The organism is Lacrimispora xylanisolvens, from assembly GCF_002934545.1.
In the GTDB taxonomy this organism is placed as follows: domain Bacteria; phylum Bacillota; class Clostridia; order Lachnospirales; family Lachnospiraceae; genus Lacrimispora; species Lacrimispora xylanisolvens.
Genome location: NZ_PTJA01000002.1, coordinates 206,127 through 225,552, shown reverse-complemented (window position 1 = coordinate 225,552; position 19,426 = coordinate 206,127). Strand labels below are relative to the sequence as shown.

Annotated in this window: 22 protein-coding genes; 2 read left to right on the top strand and 20 right to left on the bottom strand. The window is 42.8% G+C overall.

What is annotated here, in order from left to right; genetic code table 11:
- Positions 1 to 9: 9 nt before the first annotated feature.
- The 18 genes from BXY41_RS04395 to BXY41_RS27075 form a co-directional block, all read right to left on the bottom strand.
- Positions 10 to 825, bottom strand: a complete 816-nt coding sequence (locus BXY41_RS04395) for a TlyA family RNA methyltransferase (RefSeq protein ID WP_104435062.1) — start codon at positions 823 to 825, stop codon at positions 10 to 12.
- On the bottom strand, positions 826 to 2,727 hold the full coding sequence (gene dxs, locus BXY41_RS04390) for a 1-deoxy-D-xylulose-5-phosphate synthase (RefSeq protein ID WP_104435060.1): 1,902 nt from the start codon (positions 2,725 to 2,727) through the stop codon (positions 826 to 828).
- Between the two features lie 14 nt (positions 2,728 to 2,741).
- Positions 2,742 to 3,629, bottom strand: coding sequence for a polyprenyl synthetase family protein (locus BXY41_RS04385; RefSeq protein WP_104435058.1), 888 nt, complete (start codon positions 3,627 to 3,629; stop codon positions 2,742 to 2,744).
- On the bottom strand, positions 3,619 to 3,831 hold the full coding sequence (gene xseB, locus BXY41_RS04380) for an exodeoxyribonuclease VII small subunit (RefSeq protein WP_104435056.1): 213 nt from the start codon (positions 3,829 to 3,831) through the stop codon (positions 3,619 to 3,621). Before xseB ends, BXY41_RS04385 begins: the two co-directional genes overlap by 11 nt.
- 14 nt (positions 3,832 to 3,845) lie before the next feature.
- Positions 3,846 to 5,132, bottom strand: a complete 1,287-nt coding sequence (xseA, locus tag BXY41_RS04375; RefSeq protein ID WP_104435054.1) for an exodeoxyribonuclease VII large subunit — start codon at positions 5,130 to 5,132, stop codon at positions 3,846 to 3,848.
- Between the two features lie 2 nt (positions 5,133 to 5,134).
- Complete coding sequence (gene nusB / locus BXY41_RS04370; protein ID WP_104435052.1) at positions 5,135 to 5,578, bottom strand: transcription antitermination factor NusB; 444 nt, start codon at positions 5,576 to 5,578, stop codon at positions 5,135 to 5,137.
- A 103-nt stretch (positions 5,579 to 5,681) separates the two neighbouring features.
- The gene (locus BXY41_RS04365; RefSeq protein WP_104435050.1) at positions 5,682 to 7,109 is read right to left on the bottom strand and encodes a sensor domain-containing diguanylate cyclase; all 1,428 of its coding nucleotides are present in this window, start codon (positions 7,107 to 7,109) and stop codon (positions 5,682 to 5,684) included.
- 155 nt (positions 7,110 to 7,264) lie between these two features.
- Complete coding sequence (locus BXY41_RS04360) at positions 7,265 to 7,693, bottom strand: Asp23/Gls24 family envelope stress response protein (RefSeq protein ID WP_104435633.1); 429 nt, start codon at positions 7,691 to 7,693, stop codon at positions 7,265 to 7,267.
- 34 nt (positions 7,694 to 7,727) lie between these two features.
- Entirely contained in the window at positions 7,728 to 8,585 is an 858-nt protein-coding gene (locus tag BXY41_RS04355) for a SpoIIIAH-like family protein (RefSeq protein ID WP_242980036.1), read from the bottom strand.
- A gap of 15 nt (positions 8,586 to 8,600) precedes the next feature.
- A complete protein-coding gene (locus tag BXY41_RS04350) occupies positions 8,601 to 9,233 on the bottom strand; it encodes a SpoIIIAG-related protein (RefSeq protein ID WP_104435048.1) in 633 nt (210 codons plus the stop codon).
- Positions 9,187 to 9,864, bottom strand: coding sequence for a stage III sporulation protein AF (locus tag BXY41_RS04345; RefSeq protein WP_242980035.1), 678 nt, complete (start codon positions 9,862 to 9,864; stop codon positions 9,187 to 9,189). The genes BXY41_RS04350 and BXY41_RS04345 overlap by 47 nt, the downstream gene beginning before the upstream one ends.
- A 5-nt stretch (positions 9,865 to 9,869) precedes the next feature.
- Positions 9,870 to 11,045 (bottom strand): stage III sporulation protein AE, encoded by a 1,176-nt coding sequence (locus BXY41_RS04340; protein ID WP_104435044.1) that lies wholly within the window; start codon positions 11,043 to 11,045, stop codon positions 9,870 to 9,872.
- A 14-nt stretch (positions 11,046 to 11,059) separates the two neighbouring features.
- Positions 11,060 to 11,446: a stage III sporulation protein AD gene (spoIIIAD, locus tag BXY41_RS04335; protein WP_104435042.1), complete on the bottom strand. Its 387-nt coding sequence runs from the start codon at positions 11,444 to 11,446 to the stop codon at positions 11,060 to 11,062.
- A gap of 8 nt (positions 11,447 to 11,454) precedes the next feature.
- On the bottom strand, positions 11,455 to 11,649 hold the full coding sequence (gene spoIIIAC / locus BXY41_RS04330) for a stage III sporulation protein AC (protein WP_013273849.1): 195 nt from the start codon (positions 11,647 to 11,649) through the stop codon (positions 11,455 to 11,457).
- Positions 11,650 to 11,659: 10 nt separating this feature from the next.
- Positions 11,660 to 12,190 carry a stage III sporulation protein AB gene (locus tag BXY41_RS04325; RefSeq protein WP_104435040.1) on the bottom strand — a complete coding sequence of 177 codons (531 nt, stop codon included), beginning with the start codon at positions 12,188 to 12,190 and terminating at the stop codon, positions 11,660 to 11,662.
- A complete protein-coding gene (spoIIIAA, locus tag BXY41_RS04320; protein WP_185140337.1) occupies positions 12,183 to 13,190 on the bottom strand; it encodes a stage III sporulation protein AA in 1,008 nt (335 codons plus the stop codon). The genes BXY41_RS04325 and spoIIIAA overlap by 8 nt, the downstream gene beginning before the upstream one ends.
- A 120-nt stretch (positions 13,191 to 13,310) precedes the next feature.
- Positions 13,311 to 15,341, bottom strand: a complete 2,031-nt coding sequence (locus tag BXY41_RS04315; protein WP_104435036.1) for a methyl-accepting chemotaxis protein — start codon at positions 15,339 to 15,341, stop codon at positions 13,311 to 13,313.
- Positions 15,342 to 15,356: 15 nt separating this feature from the next.
- On the bottom strand, positions 15,357 to 16,649 hold the full coding sequence (locus BXY41_RS27075; RefSeq protein WP_242980034.1) for a hypothetical protein: 1,293 nt from the start codon (positions 16,647 to 16,649) through the stop codon (positions 15,357 to 15,359).
- Between the two features lie 249 nt (positions 16,650 to 16,898).
- Between BXY41_RS27075 and BXY41_RS04305 the strand changes: the two genes are divergently transcribed.
- Together BXY41_RS04305 and BXY41_RS04300 are read left to right on the top strand one after the other, a co-directional pair.
- Positions 16,899 to 17,297: a PaaI family thioesterase gene (locus tag BXY41_RS04305; RefSeq protein ID WP_104435034.1), complete on the top strand. Its 399-nt coding sequence runs from the start codon at positions 16,899 to 16,901 to the stop codon at positions 17,295 to 17,297.
- Between the two features lie 106 nt (positions 17,298 to 17,403).
- A complete protein-coding gene (locus BXY41_RS04300; RefSeq protein ID WP_104435032.1) occupies positions 17,404 to 18,252 on the top strand; it encodes a hypothetical protein in 849 nt (282 codons plus the stop codon).
- 82 nt (positions 18,253 to 18,334) lie between these two features.
- Here BXY41_RS04300 and BXY41_RS04295 read toward each other — a convergent pair whose 3' ends face one another.
- Positions 18,335 to 18,868, bottom strand: coding sequence for a C40 family peptidase (locus BXY41_RS04295; RefSeq protein ID WP_104435030.1), 534 nt, complete (start codon positions 18,866 to 18,868; stop codon positions 18,335 to 18,337).
- A gap of 20 nt (positions 18,869 to 18,888) precedes the next feature.
- Complete coding sequence (locus BXY41_RS04290; protein ID WP_170072209.1) at positions 18,889 to 19,425, bottom strand: DUF3877 family protein; 537 nt, start codon at positions 19,423 to 19,425, stop codon at positions 18,889 to 18,891.
- Position 19,426: the final 1 nt, after the last annotated feature.

The window sequence follows — 19,426 nt, the reverse complement described above, 5'->3', positions numbered from 1 at the left end:
TCAGACTCCTTATTTGCCTTCGCTTAAGTCTTTGTGTGCCTCTTCCACCACTTTTTCCGGATTAACGCTGTAATCAGGAAAGTTCTCCCCAGCGGGATGATTTTTAAGATGAAGCAGATATTCTATATTCCCTTCCGGTCCCTTAATGGGAGAAAACTCCAGATGAAGAATTTCAAATCCAATGCTGATTCCATAAGAGATCACGGACTGGATTACTTCCAGATGAACCGATTTTTCTCTTACCACTCCCTTTTTGCCAACCTTTTCACGGCCTGCTTCAAACTGAGGCTTAATCAGACAGACAATCTCTCCGTCTTCTGACAAAAGGTTTTTAACCGGCAAAAGAACTTTTGTAAGAGATATAAATGATACATCAATGGATGAAAACTCAATCCTGTCCTTAATATCCTCTGGCGTTACATAACGGATATTGGTCTTTTCCATACAGACTACCCGTTCATCGTTGCGAAGCTTCCACGCAAGCTGCCCATGCCCCACATCAACTGCATAGACTTTCACCGCACCGTTTTGAAGCATGCAGTCCGTAAAACCTCCGGTAGAGGAGCCCACATCCATGCAGACCTTTCCCTCCAGCGTAACATCAAAATGGGTCATGGCCTTTTCAAGCTTCAATCCGCCCCGGCTTACATATTTTAAAGTGCTGCCTCTCACTTCAACGAGTGCAGTTTCTTCAAATGTGGAACCGGCTTTGTCCTCTTTGTCACCGTCCACGTATACGATTCCGGACATGATGATGGCTTTCGCCTTTTCCCTGGACTCTGCATGTCCCTGTTTTACTAATAGCACATCCAACCGTTCTTTCATTTACTTCATCTTATCCTTCCATTCTCTGTTCTGCCGCTCCATATCCAGGTATTCCTTTTTCATGCGCCAGATTATGGAATCGCTGTCAATCCCAAGTCCTTTTCGAAGCAGAGAAACGTTGCCGTGCTCCACGTATGCATCCGGCAGGGCAATGTTTAGTACCTTTACTTTTGGATAGTGTTCATGGATATAACCATTGATCAGGCATCCATACCCACCCTGGAGCACATTCTCTTCCATGGTCACAATCAGCCAGTGATTTTTTGCCAGGTGATCAATGAGTTTTTTATCAAAAGGCTTAATAAAGCGACCGTTTGCAAGAGTACAGTTCCAGCCTTCCGCTTTTAATTTCTGCCTTACATGCTCTCCTGTGCTTACCATACTGCCTACTGCCAGAAGGGCAATATCGGTTTCTTCATAAATGATTTCGCCTTTTCCGTATTCAATGGGGGCTTTAAAATCTTCCAGCCCCTGATAGGCTTCCCCTCTGGGATAGCGTACTGCAATGGGACTGTCAAGAGAAAATGCAAACTCCAGTCCATTCGCCAGCTCCCAGTCATTTTTAGGTGCAAAAATGCTCATATTGGGTATGGCACTTAAAAAGGACAGATCAAAAATTCCCTGATGGGTCTCTCCATCGCTGCCTACCAGTCCTGCCCGGTCAACTGCGAATACAACAGGAAGATTCTGTATACACACATCATGAAGTACCTGATCAAACCCTCTCTGCAAAAAAGAGGAATAAACAGCTACTACCGGTTTCAAACCGCCTGCTGCCATTCCTGCCGCCGAAGTCACTGCATGCTCTTCTGCAATCCCCACATCAAAAAAGCGGTCCGGATACAGGTTTGAGAACCGTTTCAATCCGGTTCCATCCGGCATCGCAGCAGTTACCGCTACAATCTTCTTATCCTCTTTTGCCAGACGGCAGATTGTTTTAGAAAACACATCTGTATAGCTGAATACTTTTTTTTCTTTTTTAGACTTTCCAGTAAGGATATCAAAAGGGTCCACTGCATGAAACTTGGATGGATTGTTTTCTGCAGGTGCATATCCTTTCCCTTTTTTTGTAATAACATGAACCAACACAGCATGATCCAGCTTTTTCGCCTCTCTCAGCGCTCTTGTTAAAGCTTTCAAATTATGACCATCTACCGGTCCCAGATAGGTAATTCCCATGTTTTCAAACAGCATTCCCGGTATGAGTAGCTGCTTTATCCCATTTTTTGTACGACTGATTCTGTCTATCAGTGTATCTCCAATAACCGGAATTCTTGATAGCATGTCAGTAACATGTTTCTTTAAATCCAGATATCCATTCCCGGTACGAATACTATTTAAATAGGTGGACATGCCGCCTACATTTTCGGATATGGACATATTATTGTCATTGAGAATAATAACAAAATTTTTCTTCATCTGGGCTGCATTATTCAGTGCTTCATATGCCATGCCTCCAGTCAGGGAACCATCTCCGATAACTGAAACCACAAAATGGCCTTCCCCCAGCACATCTCTTGCCTGGGCAAGTCCCAGCCCGGCAGAAATAGAAGTAGAGCTGTGTCCGGTATCAAAGGCATCACAGGGGCTTTCCTTTCTCTTCGGAAAACCGCTCATGCCGCCGTACTGGCGCAGTTCATCAAATTCCATTCTTCTTCCGCTTAAGATCTTATGGGTATAGGACTGATGCCCTACATCCCAGACAATCTTATCCATTGGCAGATCAAAAGCAAGATAAATTGCCATGGTCAGCTCCACAACTCCTAAATTGGAGGCCAGATGACCGCCTGTGGTACTTATCTTTTCTATTAAAAAATCACGGATTTCCTGACTTAATATGGTCAGCTCCTGTTTGGAGAATTTCTTTATATCATCAGGTCCGTTAATCAGTTCCAGTATCATAATTTTTTAATCCTTTATTTTTCCCGGTTAACCAGCATCCGGATCAGTTCTTCCAGAAAGCGGTTCTCTCCCGGCAGCTTTTGAAGGCAGGCAACTGCTTCTGCGGAAATTCTCTCCACAGCCATCTTCGCCTGTTCCAATCCCTCCAATGTTACATAGGTGGTTTTATTATTTTTTTCATCGCTGAATACGGGTTTTCCCAATACTTCGGCATTGCTTGTCACATCAAGAATATCATCCTGAATCTGAAAAGCAAGTCCGATTTTTGATGCCATCTCTTCCACTGCCTTTAACTGGTCTTCACTGGCTCCGCCAAGGAGCGCACCGATCATCATGGAAGCCTCTAAAAGAGCTCCGGTCTTTAACCGGTAGATAAAGTCAAGCTTGTCGCCTGGAATCGGCTTTCCAGCCAGTTCCACATCTACCGTCTGGCCGCCTATCATCCCGAATATACCTGTCTTTTGCGCCAGAATACCCATAGCCCTGGCGACCCGGTCCGGCCTGTCCGAATAGTTAAGTGCCTTGGCTGCTGTCTCCATGGAATAAATTAAAAGACCGTCACCTGCCAGCACCGCCATATCATATCCAAATTTCACCCAGGCAGTGGGAAGTCCTCTGCGAAGGGTATCATTATCCATACAGGGAAGATCATCGTGAATCAGAGAAGAGGTGTGAATCATCTCTATGGCTGCCATAAATGGCTCTATCTCTTTTCCCAAACCTCCAAAAAGGCGGTATGTCTCTCTCATCAGCATAGGACGCAGCCGCTTTCCGCCTGCCCGCATACTGTAATCCATTGCCTCAAGAACAGTGCTCTGATGTCCCTCTACAGCCGGAAGGAAACTTTCCACAATCTCCCACACATCTTTGGTCCGTTTCAGCAACTCATCCTCAAAGTTCATGTTCTTCACCGTTTTCCTCCAGTACAATTATCTTTTTTTCCACTTTATCTATTTTATCATTGCAGGACTTAACAAGTTTCATACCTGTCTCGTAATATTCAAAGGATTCCTCTAAGGAGCTCTCTCCGCTTTCCAGCTTTTTGATCAGCTCCTCCAAGTCCTTTAAGGTCTCTTCAATGGTTCTTTCTTTTTTTACTGCCATAAGCCTGTTTCTCCTTATTTTTCTGCCTCTGACACTGTTAGTGGCTCCACTCCTGATACCAGAGCATGGATAGTTCCATCCCGCAATTTAAGACGAAGAGCATCTCCGGTCTTTACCTGCATGACAGAATCAATCCTGTGATTCCCTGAATCAGTGATAAAACCGTAGCCGCCGCCTATTTTAGCCAGCGGGGAACAGGCATGAAGGCGTCCGGCAAGAAGTTCCAGCCTGTGCCTGTCTCTTAAAGTCTGCTTCTCAATAAGCTGACTCATCTTAACAGCGGATTCGTCAAGTTGCCTGCGCTCCGCCTCAATCTGCTTTAAAAGAAGGCTTTTCAGCTTCTCTTCCAGATCATGAAGACGCTGGCGCTGCTCACGAATGCTTCGCTTCGGATCAAAGTACTTTAACTTTAATCCATATTGGTTCACAGAGAAACGATACCGCTCCAGCTTTCGCTCCATCATGGTTTTTAATGTATACCGGATGGTCTCTGTCTGTTCTTTAAACTGTTTATAATCAAATACTGCCAGCTCTGCAGCTGCCGATGGGGTGGGGGCACGCATGTCCGCAACATAATCTGCGATGGTCACATCGGTTTCATGACCGACTGCAGAAATCACCGGTACCGAGCAGTGAAAGATTGCTCTGGCAACCGCTTCTTCATTAAAAGCCCATAAGTCTTCAATGGAGCCGCCCCCTCTTCCCACAATGAGAACATCAAGTCCCATCTGGTCTAAGGTCTCAATTCCTTTTACAATACTTTCTGCAGCACCGCTTCCCTGCACAAGTGCGGGGTAAAGATAGAGCTGCACAAAGGGGTTCCGCCTGGCGGATATATTCATAATATCCCGGATCGCAGCGCCTGTGGGGGCAGTTACCACACCCACACGCCTTGCATATCTGGGGATTTCTTTCTTGTATTCAGGGGAAAACATCCCCATCTCTTCCAGTTCATTACGAAGCTTTAAAAAACGTTCGAATAAATCTCCCATTCCCTCTTTCGTAATTTCCTGGGCGTAAAGCTGATATCTTCCGTCTCTTTCATAAACCTCGACGCTTCCCTTTGCAACGATCTGCTGTCCTTCTTCCAGATGAAAGGAAAGACCTTTTCTGGATCCGGCAAACATCACTGCCGAAATAGAAGAGGCTTTGTCTTTTAAGGTAAAATAGATATGACCGGAAGTATGATATTTGCAGTTGGACACTTCCCCTTTGATGGAAATCCGGTTCAGAGCAAAATCCTGGGCAAACATGTTTTTAATATAAGCATTGATCTGGGTTACGGAATAGACACCTGCCATACTTACACCAGCTTTGCAAGAACTCCGTTAATGAAAGCCGGAGCTTCGTTTCCGCCGTATTTTTTACCCAGTTCTACTGCTTCGTTGATGGCTACCTTTTCCGGCACCTCATCATCGAATAAGATTTCATAAAGAGCAAGGCGGAGAATGGTCAATTCCGCTCTTCCCATACGTTTTGTCTTCCAGCCTTCTGCCACTTCATTAATTTTTTCATCCAGTTCCGGAATTTTATTCATAATTGCTTCTGTCTTTTCTTTTAAGAAAGCAGAATTCTCTTCACTCATATCCACATCATGAACAATCTCTTCTACACCTTCCGTATTGAGATCATCCTCTTTTGGTTCCTCAAAATATTGATTAATCTGCCAAAGCTTCTCCTCTGCGGGGTGAAAATCAGCGCAGAAAAGCATCTTAAAGCAGTGTTCACGCATTTTACTTCTGGTCATTTACCATGGTCCTCCTATTGGTGATTTAACTGGACGTTTGGAATTATTATACCTTAACAGGGTTTTTTATACAATAGAAACTTTTGCGTGCCTGTATGGAATGCTAATTGGTAATGGCATACTGGTTTTTTCCTTTTCCCTTTGCCTCGTATAATGCCTGATCTGCCCTTCTTAAGATGGCATCGTATTCAGTTTCATTCTCTCCAATCAAAGTAATTCCAATACTGGCATGTACCTTTCCTGAAACATGAAACGCATTAATAATACGCTGGGCAATTGCTTCGGGCTGTTTCCTTCCTCTCATTCCATATAGCCAGATACAGAATTCATCTCCTCCGAACCGGACGATTACATCCTCCTGTCTGGTACAGGCACTTAATATCTGTCCCGCCTGGACGAGAACCAGATCCCCTTTATGGTGACCAAAGGTATCGTTTATTTTCTTAAAATCATCGATGTCAAGGAACATACATGCATAAAAGCGGTTTTTTCCGCCGGCTTTTAATCCATGCTCCACCAGTTTTCTTGCTGTTTCTCTGGTATAAACTCCCGTTAGATAATCCTTCTGCAGTCTCTTTTCTTCTTTTTTTCTGGTGTGAACAATTAAAAGGATCAGTATCACTCCGCAAAACAAAAGGAAGGTTGATCCTGCTATAAATTTTGCAGAAAGGGATTTGATCTTATGAAACGTATTTTCATATCCTTCCGTCTCCACAAAGGTAGCCATATACCAGTCATTGATTCCCATGGGCTGGTAATAAAGAAGGCGCCGGTAATCATTTTCATAATAAGTAATATAACCGGACAGCCCCTGGCTGATTCCGGCTTCCATTTCTGTAAATGTCTGACCCGGTCCGAATTTCCTTGTTTTAAGCATCTCAAAGAGAGAGTTCTGATTTTCACATGCCGTACAGGAAATCAAAATCTCTCCATCTTTTTGAAATATCATATTGGCACCGTAACGGCTTAAATCCGTATCGCTTAAATACTGCTTCAGCTTATCGGAAGACAACTCCAGACACGCAGTCCCCTTTACAACGCCGTCTCTGATAATGGGGACGGTTAAAATGATACTGTCCTGGCCCTTAAAGCTTTCTTTCAATAATCCGGATATATTCTTTTCACCGTCTAACGCTTTTTTATAATAGTCACGGGTAGAAATGTCCTGGGTTTCACGATTACCATAATAAAGAGTACCTGACGTATCTGCAACACCAAACCGGGAATCTTCTTTTTCGTAATCCTGAACCTGCTGCCACCACTGTTCGTTGCCTGATCCATCCGGCAGATCACAGTAAAATGCAAACAATTCCAGCCATTCGAATTTGGTCTGTATCATGGATTCTATATAATTCAGTGCTTTATCATTCTTCTGCTTTAAATCCCTGTGCGTCTGCTGAAACAGACTCTGTTCCACTTCATGAAAATAATAGAAGTTTAAAACGCAGATTCCGATAATCACAGATATCACAAGACTTGCCAGGATCAGCAAACCAGGCGGATAGTGCCCCCCGTTTCTACGATTCATCATATTTAAAAACACCTGTCCTTAAGAATCTTTCGATTCACAATATCGTCCATTATAAATCCTGTCCTATATCATTACAAGGATAATTTCATCTTTTCAGTAAAAAAAACAGCGGGAATGAACCGTCTGACCGGTTATTCCCGCTGTAAATTATAAAATTATTTGTTCTCATCCAGTGCAACACCGGCAATCCGGATGTTCACATCAAGAACGGAAAGGCCAGTCATGTTCTCAATGGCATTCTGCACCTTTTCCTGAACTTTTTCACTGACGGTTGGGATACTGTAACCATATTTTATGTTTAAGGACAAATCTACGGAAACATGTTCCTCTGTCAGTTCCACTTTGACACCTTTGGATAAGTTTTTCATGCCCAGCTTCGCCACCAGTTCGTTGGTGATGTTGCCTGCCATGGAATCCACACCATCTACTTCTGTCGCAGCAAGACCTGCGATAATCGCAACTACATCATCTGCGATCTGAACTTCGCCGATTTTATCTTTTTCATATACTTTATGAGTATTTCTGTTTTCCAATTCTGCCACTTCGATTCCCTCCTGTTTAGTATTTCTGGGTTCTGAAATCATTATAGCAAAATTGTCAACTGTTTGCAAAGGCTTTTTACTCTTCCAGTTTCATGAGAGTAATAACAATGCTCTCTGCTCCCACTTCGGTTTTTCTCTTTACGATATCTTCAATCTGGGCACGCTGGGGATCAGTAATGCTGGCGGCATTGATGACAACATCAACTTTTCCATTTGAAATGCTGACAACCGGATCTGCAAATCCTTTTGCAAGAAGAAGGGTTTCTGCTGCATTTTCCTTCTCGGCAATGGCTGTCATATCAACCATCTGCTGAATGGCCTGCTGTTTGGCAGCCTCTTCAATGTTTGGATTGTTGATTAAGTTCATCAGGGTTTCTTTATTTCTGGCCCTTACCTGTTCTCTGTTTAACTGCACGCTTGATATGTAATCTGCTACGTTCATACCGCTGGTTAAAACAGCCTCACCAGGATTGTCAAGACCGGTATCAGCTGCCTGTGTTTCACCTTCTGTAAGGCTGGCTGCTGCCTGGGTCTCACCTGCTGCAAGACTCTGAGCTGTTTCGTTCCCAGCTGCTACCTGGGTACTTCCGGCCGCTGTCTTATCTGCGCTGCCCGCAGAATCGGCTGCTGCCAGTTTGTCAATATCTGCGGCATCCTGATCCAGACTGGCGATATCCTTGCTGGAATCACTGCCATTTAATGCCTGGTTCTCTGCTAAAATGTCTTCTTCGGAAATGTCTGTCATTCCGGCTTCATACACATCGGTTCCGGAGGCTGCATCCTGCTTTCCGGCATAATTTAAATATCCGGCGGCAGCAATCATGACTGCCAGAGTTGTAATGATAATCTGGTTTCTTCGAAACAGTTTCTTCATATCCATTTTCTTTGGGGTTTTCGGGACATTGGGTTCATTGCTTGTTTTCCAACTTTTCATACCTGACACTCCTTTTTATTCCACCCTCTTTAATACTTTTATTTTATGTGGGGGCAGGTTAAATAATGCTTCCATGGCACTGGAAATTTCAGCTTTTACCGTAGGACTGCCTCCGCCCTGGGCACTGATAATAATTCCTTCTATTTCAGGACGTATTTCTTTCTCCACAATGGGAGCCGTATTTTCTCCCTGGCCGGTAAGAATGGTACTCTCTTTTAATTCTGCGCTTGTAATCTTTCTCGATCCTCCTGATGTGTCATTTTCTTCGGTGGTGGAATTTGAGTTATCTTTATCCACTCTCAGTACCTTTTCCCCTGAAGATTTTACTACAATGAGCACATCAACCTGACCGACTCCATCCACGGTTTTTAATATTTTTTTCACCCTGGCTTCCAGTTCTTCTTCATAAGTGCGGTCAGCGGAAACGGAAGCGGCAGCATCTCCGTCTGCAGGCTGTGTTACAATACCCTGCTGTAAAGTGGATTGCTTATTATTTTCTTTCTGCGCAGTCTTTTCCACTTTCTTTGCAATTCCGGGACCAGAAGGAAATGTAAGGATCAGGATCAGCATTCCAACCGCCAGCAGGATTAACAATTTATCCTTACCCATCTTCCATTTGAATTTCAATATCCTGTTCCTCCAATCCATAATATTCCGCAATCCTCCTTCTAAGACCAGATAGACTGGAATTTTCTTTCTGCTCTTCATTTTTTCCATCTTCCGGCTTTATTTCAGAACTTTGATCCAATTCTTTCCCAGTTATTTTAATATTTTTTATTTCCTCAACCTTCTTAACAGGATCCATTTTACTGCCAACAGAAGCTGCTTCCTCTGCCTGCATTTCCTCTTTTCCTGAGGTGAGCACAAGGGAAACCTTTACCACATGACCGAACCGGTCACTGGACTGATCACTGTTAATTTCTGCACTGGTTTCTTTGCAGGAAAAACCTGCTGTCTGCGCCATGGTCTCCAAATCAGTTCCCACTGCTTTTTCGTAACCGGAAATCATTCGTTTCAGTCTTGATTCCTCCATTTTTGAAACTTTCCCGGTTAATTCGCCTGCTTCCTTTTTAAGGCTTATTGCTTCAAATGAATAGGCCAGTTTATCATCCAGTCTTAATCCGCCTGTAACGGGCTTTAATACAAGAAGAATCAGCACCATACCGGCAAAGAATTTGACGTATTTTTCATACTTTTTATTCGGCAGAAGATTTTCTACCACAGTGATAAAGATCAGATAATAAGTGATATTTCTGATCCATTCATATAATTGATCCATGCCACTCACCCGGAATAATAGGTTACATTGGTAGAAGCACACACAAGTGCTATGGTGACGATAAATAAAATCATGCAGGATATGGCGACAGACAATAGCATTTTATGTCCCTTTGCCATATCGGAAATGCAGGATACTATCCGTTTATCACAGACTGGCTGCAAAAGGGCTGCCACACATTGATAAAATAACATTAAGATAACAAGCTTTAGAATGGGAACGATGGTAAGAACAATGAGAATCAGGATACCGGCTGCTCCAATGGTATTCTTAATCAGTACACCAGAGCCTAATACCATCTGGGCCACAGAGCTGACCCCCTGTCCAATCCCTGGAATTGCACCCACCAGCTTTTGAACTGCTCCCGTCTTTAAGGAATCCACATAAGGAAGCACCATGGACTGGATCATCTGAAATCCCAGTACCAGTCCGACTAAAGTCTTTAAGCTCCAGGAAACCACCTGCTCTAACAGTTCCGTCAGCTTTGATAACATGTCTTCTTTTGCAATATGACCTGCCATAACCAGAAGAGCGTATACACGGATCAGTGATAACAGCACCGTTCCTAAAAGCCACTGGGAAGCAGATAAGATAACCAGGGTAAACTCATAAGATGCCACTGCGGTGGCACTGCTTCCTGCAAATGCCGCCGCCAGAAAATACGCAGGCATCAGCACTCTCATAAACCCCAGTATCTGGTCAACCACGCCGCTTACAATGGAAATGCTGGTGAAAAAGCTGGCTGCCAGATAGGTAAACAGTAATAAATAAGTAACAAAAAAACCGGTTTCGGAGATCTGACTTCCTGTAAATACACTGGAAAAATTAGAAAAGACAGCCCCGATAATGCCAAGTACAAGAATCTGGCCCATCATATGCCCGCTGCTTTCGATTTCGCCCATCAGCATTTTTTTAAGCGCTTTTCCAGTCTGGCTGAGCACATCATTTAACTTCCCATCCATAAGACTTTTCATTAAATCCTGAAAGGAAAGATTAAGCCCCTGATTATCATTTCTCTGATCCAGAAATTTCTGAATGTCAGTCAGATCATACTGATCCAGATCAAGCCCCTGAGTAACCTCTGTTTCCTGCTCTTTTGCCGGAGCCTGCGCTCCCCAGGAGATACTGGCGGGAAAAAGAAAACACAGAAGACACAGAAAAAATAAAAACCTCCTTTTCATGTTCCTTCCTCCTGTCATGATAAAAATACCTGAAGTGTTTCAATCAGTGCCAGAAGAATTGGCATACTGACTGCCAGCACGGAAAGCTTTCCAAATATCTCAATCTGGGTTCCCACTGCACTGTAACCTGCATCTTTACAGATTCCCGATGCAAACTCTGCAATATAGGTAATTCCTATCATCTTTACCAGGGTGGACAGATAGACGCTGTTGATTTTTATGTAGGACTGGATTTCTTTCATGGTATCAAGAATTGTGCTAAGCTTCCCTACCCCATAAAAAAAGATAAAAAACCCTGCTGCAAGGACCAGAAAGGTTCCGTATTCCCCCTTCATTCCTTTAAGGGAAACTGCCAGAAGCACTGCCACAATCCCCACAACAGCTATGGAAACAACCGTCATATTCTCACCTACAATGCAAACAGATTTTTAATGGATTCAAACAGCTGATAAATGTAAGGTACCAGCCAGAACAGCACAAGAATGAGCCCTGCCAGGCTTGTTAAAAATGCCTGTTCTTCCCGTCCGCTGTGTTTTAATACCTGGCAGATGACGGAAACCAGAATTCCCACTGCTGCAATTTTAAATATCAAATTGACTCCCATGCTATCCTCCTTAATACATTACAATGGTCAGGAATAAACCTCCCATGATGCCAAGGCTTGTATAAAGCCGGCTCTTTTCCTGTTTATGATTTCTTAGATAATCAATTGACAGATCCAGTTGTTCCAGATAAAGAAGGATTGTCCTCTCCTGCATTCCGGTATCTAAATAACCCAGATGTTCCCCAAGCCCCTTTAAATTCTGCTTATCCTCACTGGATAGACACACCTCTTTTGGAAGACCGTCAATTTCTTCCTGCCAGATGCCGTAAAAGCTTTCCCCTCTTTGCCCCGTCAGTCGTTCTGACACCTTTAAAAACAAATCTCCCATCTGCCCTCCTGCTTTCCTGCCTGTCCGCTCGAAGGCTTCTGCCAGGGGAGAATTGGCATAGACGATTTCCCCTTTTAAAAGGAAGATCATTTTTCTTAAATGTTCCACTGTTTTTAAATGCTCATTCCACTGGGAGGCCATATAAAAACCAAGACCGGAGCAGGATACGATTACAAGGGCTGCCCCTGCCAGTCTTAACCATGTATTACCCATAAGCCCTGCTCTCCTGCCTGTCCGGCCGGACCCCGGTTCCAAATATATTTGCCTTATATAACTGGGTTCCTCTGGAATCAAAGATCTGATCAATGTTTCCGATTCTGCCTAAGTTATTTAAAACAATATACCGTTCAAAAATCCGTTCCTCCAAAAGGGTTCTCAGCACCGGCTTCTGTCTTAAATCTTCAATGGAGCTGCCGTGTACCGTTGCGATCAGTTTGCATCCGCAGTTCATTACGTATTCGATGGCATCTAAGTCTTCCCTGCTTCCCACCTCATCCACTGCAATCACTCTGGGAGACATGGTGCGGATTAACATCATCATCCCCTTTGCCTTTGGACAGCAGTCTAAAATATCAGTACGGATTCCCAGATCATTTTGCGGCGCTCCCTGGTAACAGGCTCCGATCTCAGACCGCTCATCTACTACTCCCACGTTCATACCTGCAAACTCTCTGGAACCATCTGATATCTGCCGGATCAAATCACGAAGCAGTGTGGTCTTTCCGCATCTGGGCGGGGAAATAATCAGGGTATGGCAGACTTCTCTTTGATTTTTATAGACAAAAGGCAGTATGGGAGAAGCACAGCCCTTTACCTGATGGGAAAGGCGGATATTAATAAAAGATATGTATTTCATGGTCTTTATCCCGGACTCATCAAGGATTGTCTTGCCTGCAATCCCGATTCTGTGCCCCCCTTGTACAGTAAGGAAGCCCTGCTTTAATTCTTCTTCAAACGCATACAGGGAGTAATTGCTCATATACTCCATGGTTTCCTTCAGTTCGTTTTTTGTAATGTGATAGGCTTCTTCCAGTTTTTTGCTGATATTACCTGATCCGGTTAAATAATACTCTTCGTTTCTGTACACCAGCATAAGAGGGGCAGCCACGCGGAGCCTTATTTCCTGGACTTCGTCAAAATTTAAGGCTACCTTGTTTAAGATTTCTCTTACGTTTTTAGAAAACAGATTGATCAGCTCGTCTTTTCTCTCCACTCTCATCCCTCCTCTTACCTCAATATATGAAAAGTGGGACAAATTATGACTTAAAAAAAGTCCGTTCTTTGCGTCATAATTCTGACGTAAAAAACGGACTTCCTATGGAATCTGTTATTTTTACATGCTGTCTCTCAGTTTAAAAGTCTCCACTTCCTGTTTCAGTGCCTGTGCCAGAGAATCCAGTTCCTCACTGGAAGCGGAGCTTTCCTCGGCCGTGGCGGCATTGTTTTGTACCACTGTGGATACCTGGGACAATCCCTGGTTAATCTCTTCCATTGCCTGAACCTGCGCTTCTGAAGCCAGGGCAATCTCATGAATAATGTCATCAACCAGACCAGCTTTTTCTTCCACTGTTTTTAAAATTCCCGCAGACTGGTCAGCCAGTTTTCCTCCTTCTGAAATAGTAGCCACGGAATAACCGATTAAATCTGCTGTCTGCTTGGCTGCTTCTGCAGATTTGGCTGCCAGATTACGTACTTCATCGGCAACCACTGCAAATCCCTTTCCGGCTTCTCCTGCACGGGCCGATTCCACAGCAGCGTTTAAAGCCAGAATATTGGTCTGAAATGCAATATCCTCTATTACCTTTGTAATGTTTTTAATCTTTTCGGAAGCTGCACCGATTTCTTTCATGGAGCGGTCCAGCTGATCCATACATTCATTGCCTTCCCTGACTCCTGTCACAGCTTCCTTTACAAATCTGGTGGCATTTTCTACCCGTTTCGCATTTTCCTCTGCCTGGCTGGAGACATTGGAAATGGCAGCATTTAACTCTTCCACAGTAGCCGCCTGTTCGGTTGCCCCCGTCGCAAGAGACTGGGAAGCACTGGATATCTGTTTGGAACCTTCTGCTACCTGATCAGAGGATACACGGATGTTTCCTAAAACCGAATTGAGATTTAAAATAATTCCTCTTAAGGAATCCTTGATCTGAACGAAATCTCCTTTATAATCCTGGGTTACACTGACGGTGCAGTCTCCTTTTTCCAGACTGGTGAGAATAACTGAAATTTCATTGATGTAACTGTTTAAGGTGGCAACTGTACCGGTAAATGATTTGGAAAGGGTCTCCAGTTCATTTCCCGTAATAACCTGGGGAACTGGAGAATGAAGATCTCCTTCTTCTAAAAGGCGGATCCGGTTAACCAGATTTAAAATAGGTTCCACAATTGGTTTTGCAATTCTGAAAGCAATTACAAAGGACAGAATGATCATAAGCAGAGTGATCATCATCGTAGTAAAAAGGGAGGTCCGAAAGCTTGACATCATCTCCGATTCCTTTGTAACCACACCGATTGACCAGCCGTCTGTTCCTTTTATGGGAGTATAACCAGTGGTCATATTCACCCCTTTGAAATTAACCGTCTGTATTCCTGTCTTACCCGCTATCATATCCTTCATTTCATCAGATGTACCCTGATAGTTTTTATCTGTTTTAGCCATTTCAATATAGTTAGTCTGATCTTTTACCCGGTCTCTGTTTTTGTGGGCGATAATCTTGCCCTCTTTATCTATAATAAATCCATAGCCGGACTTTCCAACCTCCACACCATCAATCATCGTGCTGAAGGTATCAGAATCCAGTGTTGCAATGACAATTCCATTATAATCATCGCTTTTTACCTTTGCGGACACAATTAATACCGTTTTACCGGTTACTTTGCTTACAATGGTTGAGGATATGTATGTATTTCCCGCAATGGACTGTTTAAAATACTCCCGTTCACTGGCATCCCCTCCATCGCTAGTTTTTCCGTCCGCACCAGCAATGGAAAGCGTTGCAAATCCGTTGTCTTTTGCAATCTCAGCCAGTAACTGGGTCCTCTGATCCTTACTTAAGGATGGATCTGTAATATCCGGATTTTGTGCAATAAATTCAATTCTGGCTCTGTAAAGATCAATGGAATTCTCCACAGACTGGCTGTAGGCAGTGGCACATTCCGTCAGACGAAGCTCAATATTATTTTTGGCATCCCGGTAAAACATCATGCCGTTAATCAATCCGTAGATGGCTGATATGGAAACTGCCATACCGATGATTCCATAAAGAAGCCTCTTTTTTATGGACTTGTTTTCCAATTTGTCCATAATTTTTCTGCCTGCTGATTTCTTTTGTTTCAATGCTTTCTTATTTTCTTTTTCCATCATATTGCCCCTTCTTATCTATTCTTTAGAATAATCTCCATCCCGCCATCCAATTACAGCATTCAAGACAGTGGGAATAATGAGTGTAAATAAATTAATATAGGATACCAGCGTAAGTCCTTTGGAAACAAGGCTGGTAAGCCCTACCTGAGAGACACCCCAGGTGAAAATAATATAAAACAAAGTGAGCAAAGCTCCTCTTCTGTTTCTTTTTGCTTCTGCTGTCTGGGCATTCTCACCTGTTTTCTTCTGATACCAGTTAATTACACGGTCATTAAAGCCCTGAGCATAGTTAATTGCAGTGGAAATGGTGGCAAAAAAGATGGAAATGGTAATGAGAGTCAGTAAAACCGCTTTCACCTGCTCTCCCCCGAATCCGTTTTGCACCACCAAAATGGTGTACACCGCTTTTCCCGCTTTCCAGCCTTCTAAAACTTCAGAGTAATTAGCGGCTAAATTGACCACGGTTATCTCAAGAAAAATCCAGTTTAAAATAACAGACAGAACCACAGACCAGCGCAACGTGCTTTTATTTTTAAACAGCTGTGCATGATTTACGTAAGCTCCGAAACCACCAAGATTCTGACCGGAGAATATGTAAGCCCAGCATAAAGCAGTCAGAAGGTAACTTAGAAAGCTTCCTGCTCCTGAGGCAATTCCCTGGTTTAAGGATTCTCCCATCACTCCCAGTTCTCTTGTCAGTCTGCCGCAGCTGATATTGTAAATAAGATTGGGAACGTGAATTGCCAGTAAAGTGACAAAGATCACTGCACTCATAAAAACCGCATTTTTCCTTACAAGTCCGGCTCCTTTCATGCAAAGTAAAAACATAATAATTCCGACTGCAAAGGTGGTAATCAGGTAGGGCATTCCGGAAAGCTCTGCTAACGCCGATCCGGAAGAAGAATAGGCAAGAGCCATGCATACGATTAAAAGCCAGTTAAAGTTAAACTCGTATACAATCTGCATTGGTTTTGCAAACCTGCCTCCCAGAAAACGGGAACCATATTTCTTTAAAAACTCACCATAGTCAAAGGTTTTAAAATCCATTGCAAACTTCATAAAAAAATAGATAATAAAACAGTTGATTGCCGCTACCACAAGGGGCATGAACAGGCAGAAGTAAGACTGTGTTACTTTAGGCAGCATCCCGTAAAATCCCGTATTCATAAAAAAATAGGACCAGGGTGTAGAACCGGCAGCAAATCCGCCACCGCACTGGGAACTAAATGCAATAGAAACAAATACAACTACGGTTTTCCAGTCTACTGTACTGGTTTGATTTCTGTTACCTGCAATTCCGGTGCTCATAATACCATCCTCCTTTATGACGACCCAGCACCCCTCTCCCCGTGAAAGTCGAACTATGTCGTTTTTTTAACAATATAGTCATATTATAAGACATGTACGAAATAACATCCAATCGATCCCTCCTATGTGTAAACGCGGATCAATAGTTTTTGACCATATATTTATTTACCGCTTGTATGCCGGTAAAAAAGTATGATATATTGCAGAAAGTACGAAAATTCTTTTTATAAAGAAGAGGAGGAAGACCAAATGCGTGAAGAAATTATGGAAGGAATCCGGCGTCACATCCTCCCTTTAAGCGGTGTGGAGAAAGCCGAACTTTTAGAGGTATGGCCGGGACACTCAAAAATCACTTTAGAAATTACAGAAGGTGCCTTAAATCTATACGGAAATCTCCATGGGGGCTTTATTTTTACCCTTTGTGATATTACATCAGGTATGGCTGCCTATGCTTACGAGTACGCCAATGTCACACAGCATGGAAACATTGATTTTATAAAAGGAATCAGCTCCGGCCAGATCTTTGTGGAAGCAAACGCCATTCATAAAGGAAGCCGGTCTGTGGTAAACAGAGTGGAAGTTACATCTTCCGATGGAATACTTCTGGCTGCCGGTTCCTTTACCATGTATCTGCTTTCAGCGCTTTAAAGACAGCTGGCGGAATAATTACAAATTCAGTTATTTTTTCCCATTGACAGTCGATATCCAATATATACAGATTTATTCTATTTAATGTTGGGGTGGGGGAAAAAGTATGATTATAAAAAATAGCAACTCTATGATTGATTTTAAATCCAGGTTTCGCACTCAAAATGTCCAATTTAATAATGTGATTAACAGAATAAATACCAATGCCAGGCAGAAAAAACCAGACTTTGATATTGTTAAAATCAGCTTAGAGGCAATACAATCACAAGAGACTGAGAAGAAAGACACAACGAAATTAATAGACTATAAAAATTCACCTATAAGCGGAAACCGGACGGAGGCAGAGTGGGCAGAATCCTCTCTGACCATGCAGCGTGATGGAATAAATTCCATAAAAGATGAGTTAGAATATCAAATGAAACAATTGGATACCACGCTATCTAAAATTGACCAATATGAAAAAATTGCAAACGGTGACTCATCACAGACAAATAATTCTGTTATCTCGCAAAAGAGGGCAGCTGAACTGGTGGACAAATACAAAGATAGCATCAGAACTGATTTTTCAGAAGTGATTGATACCTATGTTTCGTTTTATAATGACTGGATTAACACTTATGATAAATACTCCAATGGACTGGCATCAAAGGTGATGGGCAATGTATTGCAGGATATTTCTGCAAAATCTCTGGGCCTTTCAGATCTGTCCGGTGATCCGGCTGAAATAAAGGCTGCCTTAAACGGCGCAAGCGAAAAATTAAAAGACATTTCACAATTAATAGAAGATAACTTTTATCAGGCATCTGGTAAAAAGATGATGGAACGGACTTCTTCTGAATCACTGATTGGGATGAATCGATTGGATTTGGAAAACGCTCTTATAGAAATGGTTACCATAAATAAAGATACGGAATTTACGGGACAGACATTAAAAATTAATGACTCTTTTAAATAATGCTGAAAGCAGAAGCCGCAGGATATTAATCCTCCGGCTTCTTTTAGTGAATGGGTGGGTTTTTCCCTCTGTTTTCTTTCTATTAATTTAGAATTCTCCTCACCGACTGAATGGGCTGAAAATCTACATTGGATATCTTTATTCCATCTTCGGGGCCGCTGGCGTGAATCAACTGGCCATTGCCTGCATAAATCCCGATATGGCCTATGTATGAGATAAGATCTCCCGGTCTGGCATTTCCAATACCGCCTGCATCCACTCCTGCAGCTGCCTGATCCTGGGAGGTTCTTGGCAGATTGATTCCAAAATTTTTATATACACTCTGTACAAAACCGGAACAGTCTGCACCCTCTGTCAGGCTTGTCCCTCCATACCGGTAAGGGTTACCTAAAAATTGTCTTGCAAAGGACACCACCTGATCTCCTGCTGCTGACTGGTTTGGTGCAGAGGGTCCGTTTATTTTTGCACCCGGTCCATTTACAGTATTTATGATAAGTGGTTCTATCAGCGGTATGGGTTCGTTTGCTGAAACAGTGTCAGCCTTTGCCGGGAAGCTGACTGATCCCGCGATTAAGATCCCTGTAAATAAGACTGTAATTAATGTTTTCTTATGCATGGTTTCTCCTCCTGTGAATTTTAGAATCCCATATCTTTCACGTCTTCTGACAGAAATCTGTGGTAAGTCCCATGATTATCATGGAATTTAATGAAATAACGGTATGAATCCCTGGAGGGGTCTTCAAAATACAAAATGAAATCGCATTCTTCCCCATCACAGCTTTCGCAGATATACTTACCGTCTGAATATCTGGAAAATACGTTTTTAATATCTTCCAGCTTTACACCAGGCTTTTCAATAATCTCAATAAATTCTTTTAAAAAACCACTCTTCTCTTCCTGTTCCCAGACATAGCGTGCCCCTTCCGGGGGAATGAGAAAGCAGAACCGGTCCTGACTTTTTGTAATTTTTATTTCTCCCAGCCGGTCTTTTACATAAGCTTTGAATTCTTTCAGTGCTGTTTTTATTTCATCATCCGAATCCCCTGCTTTCAGAATATTAAGCAATGCTTTTTCAGGATAATAAAACCGGATTACTTCGTTTTCATATCCCAGTTTCATCTGTACTTCCATGATTGAATTAATGAGCATACGCTCCAGAGCAGCAACCTGCATG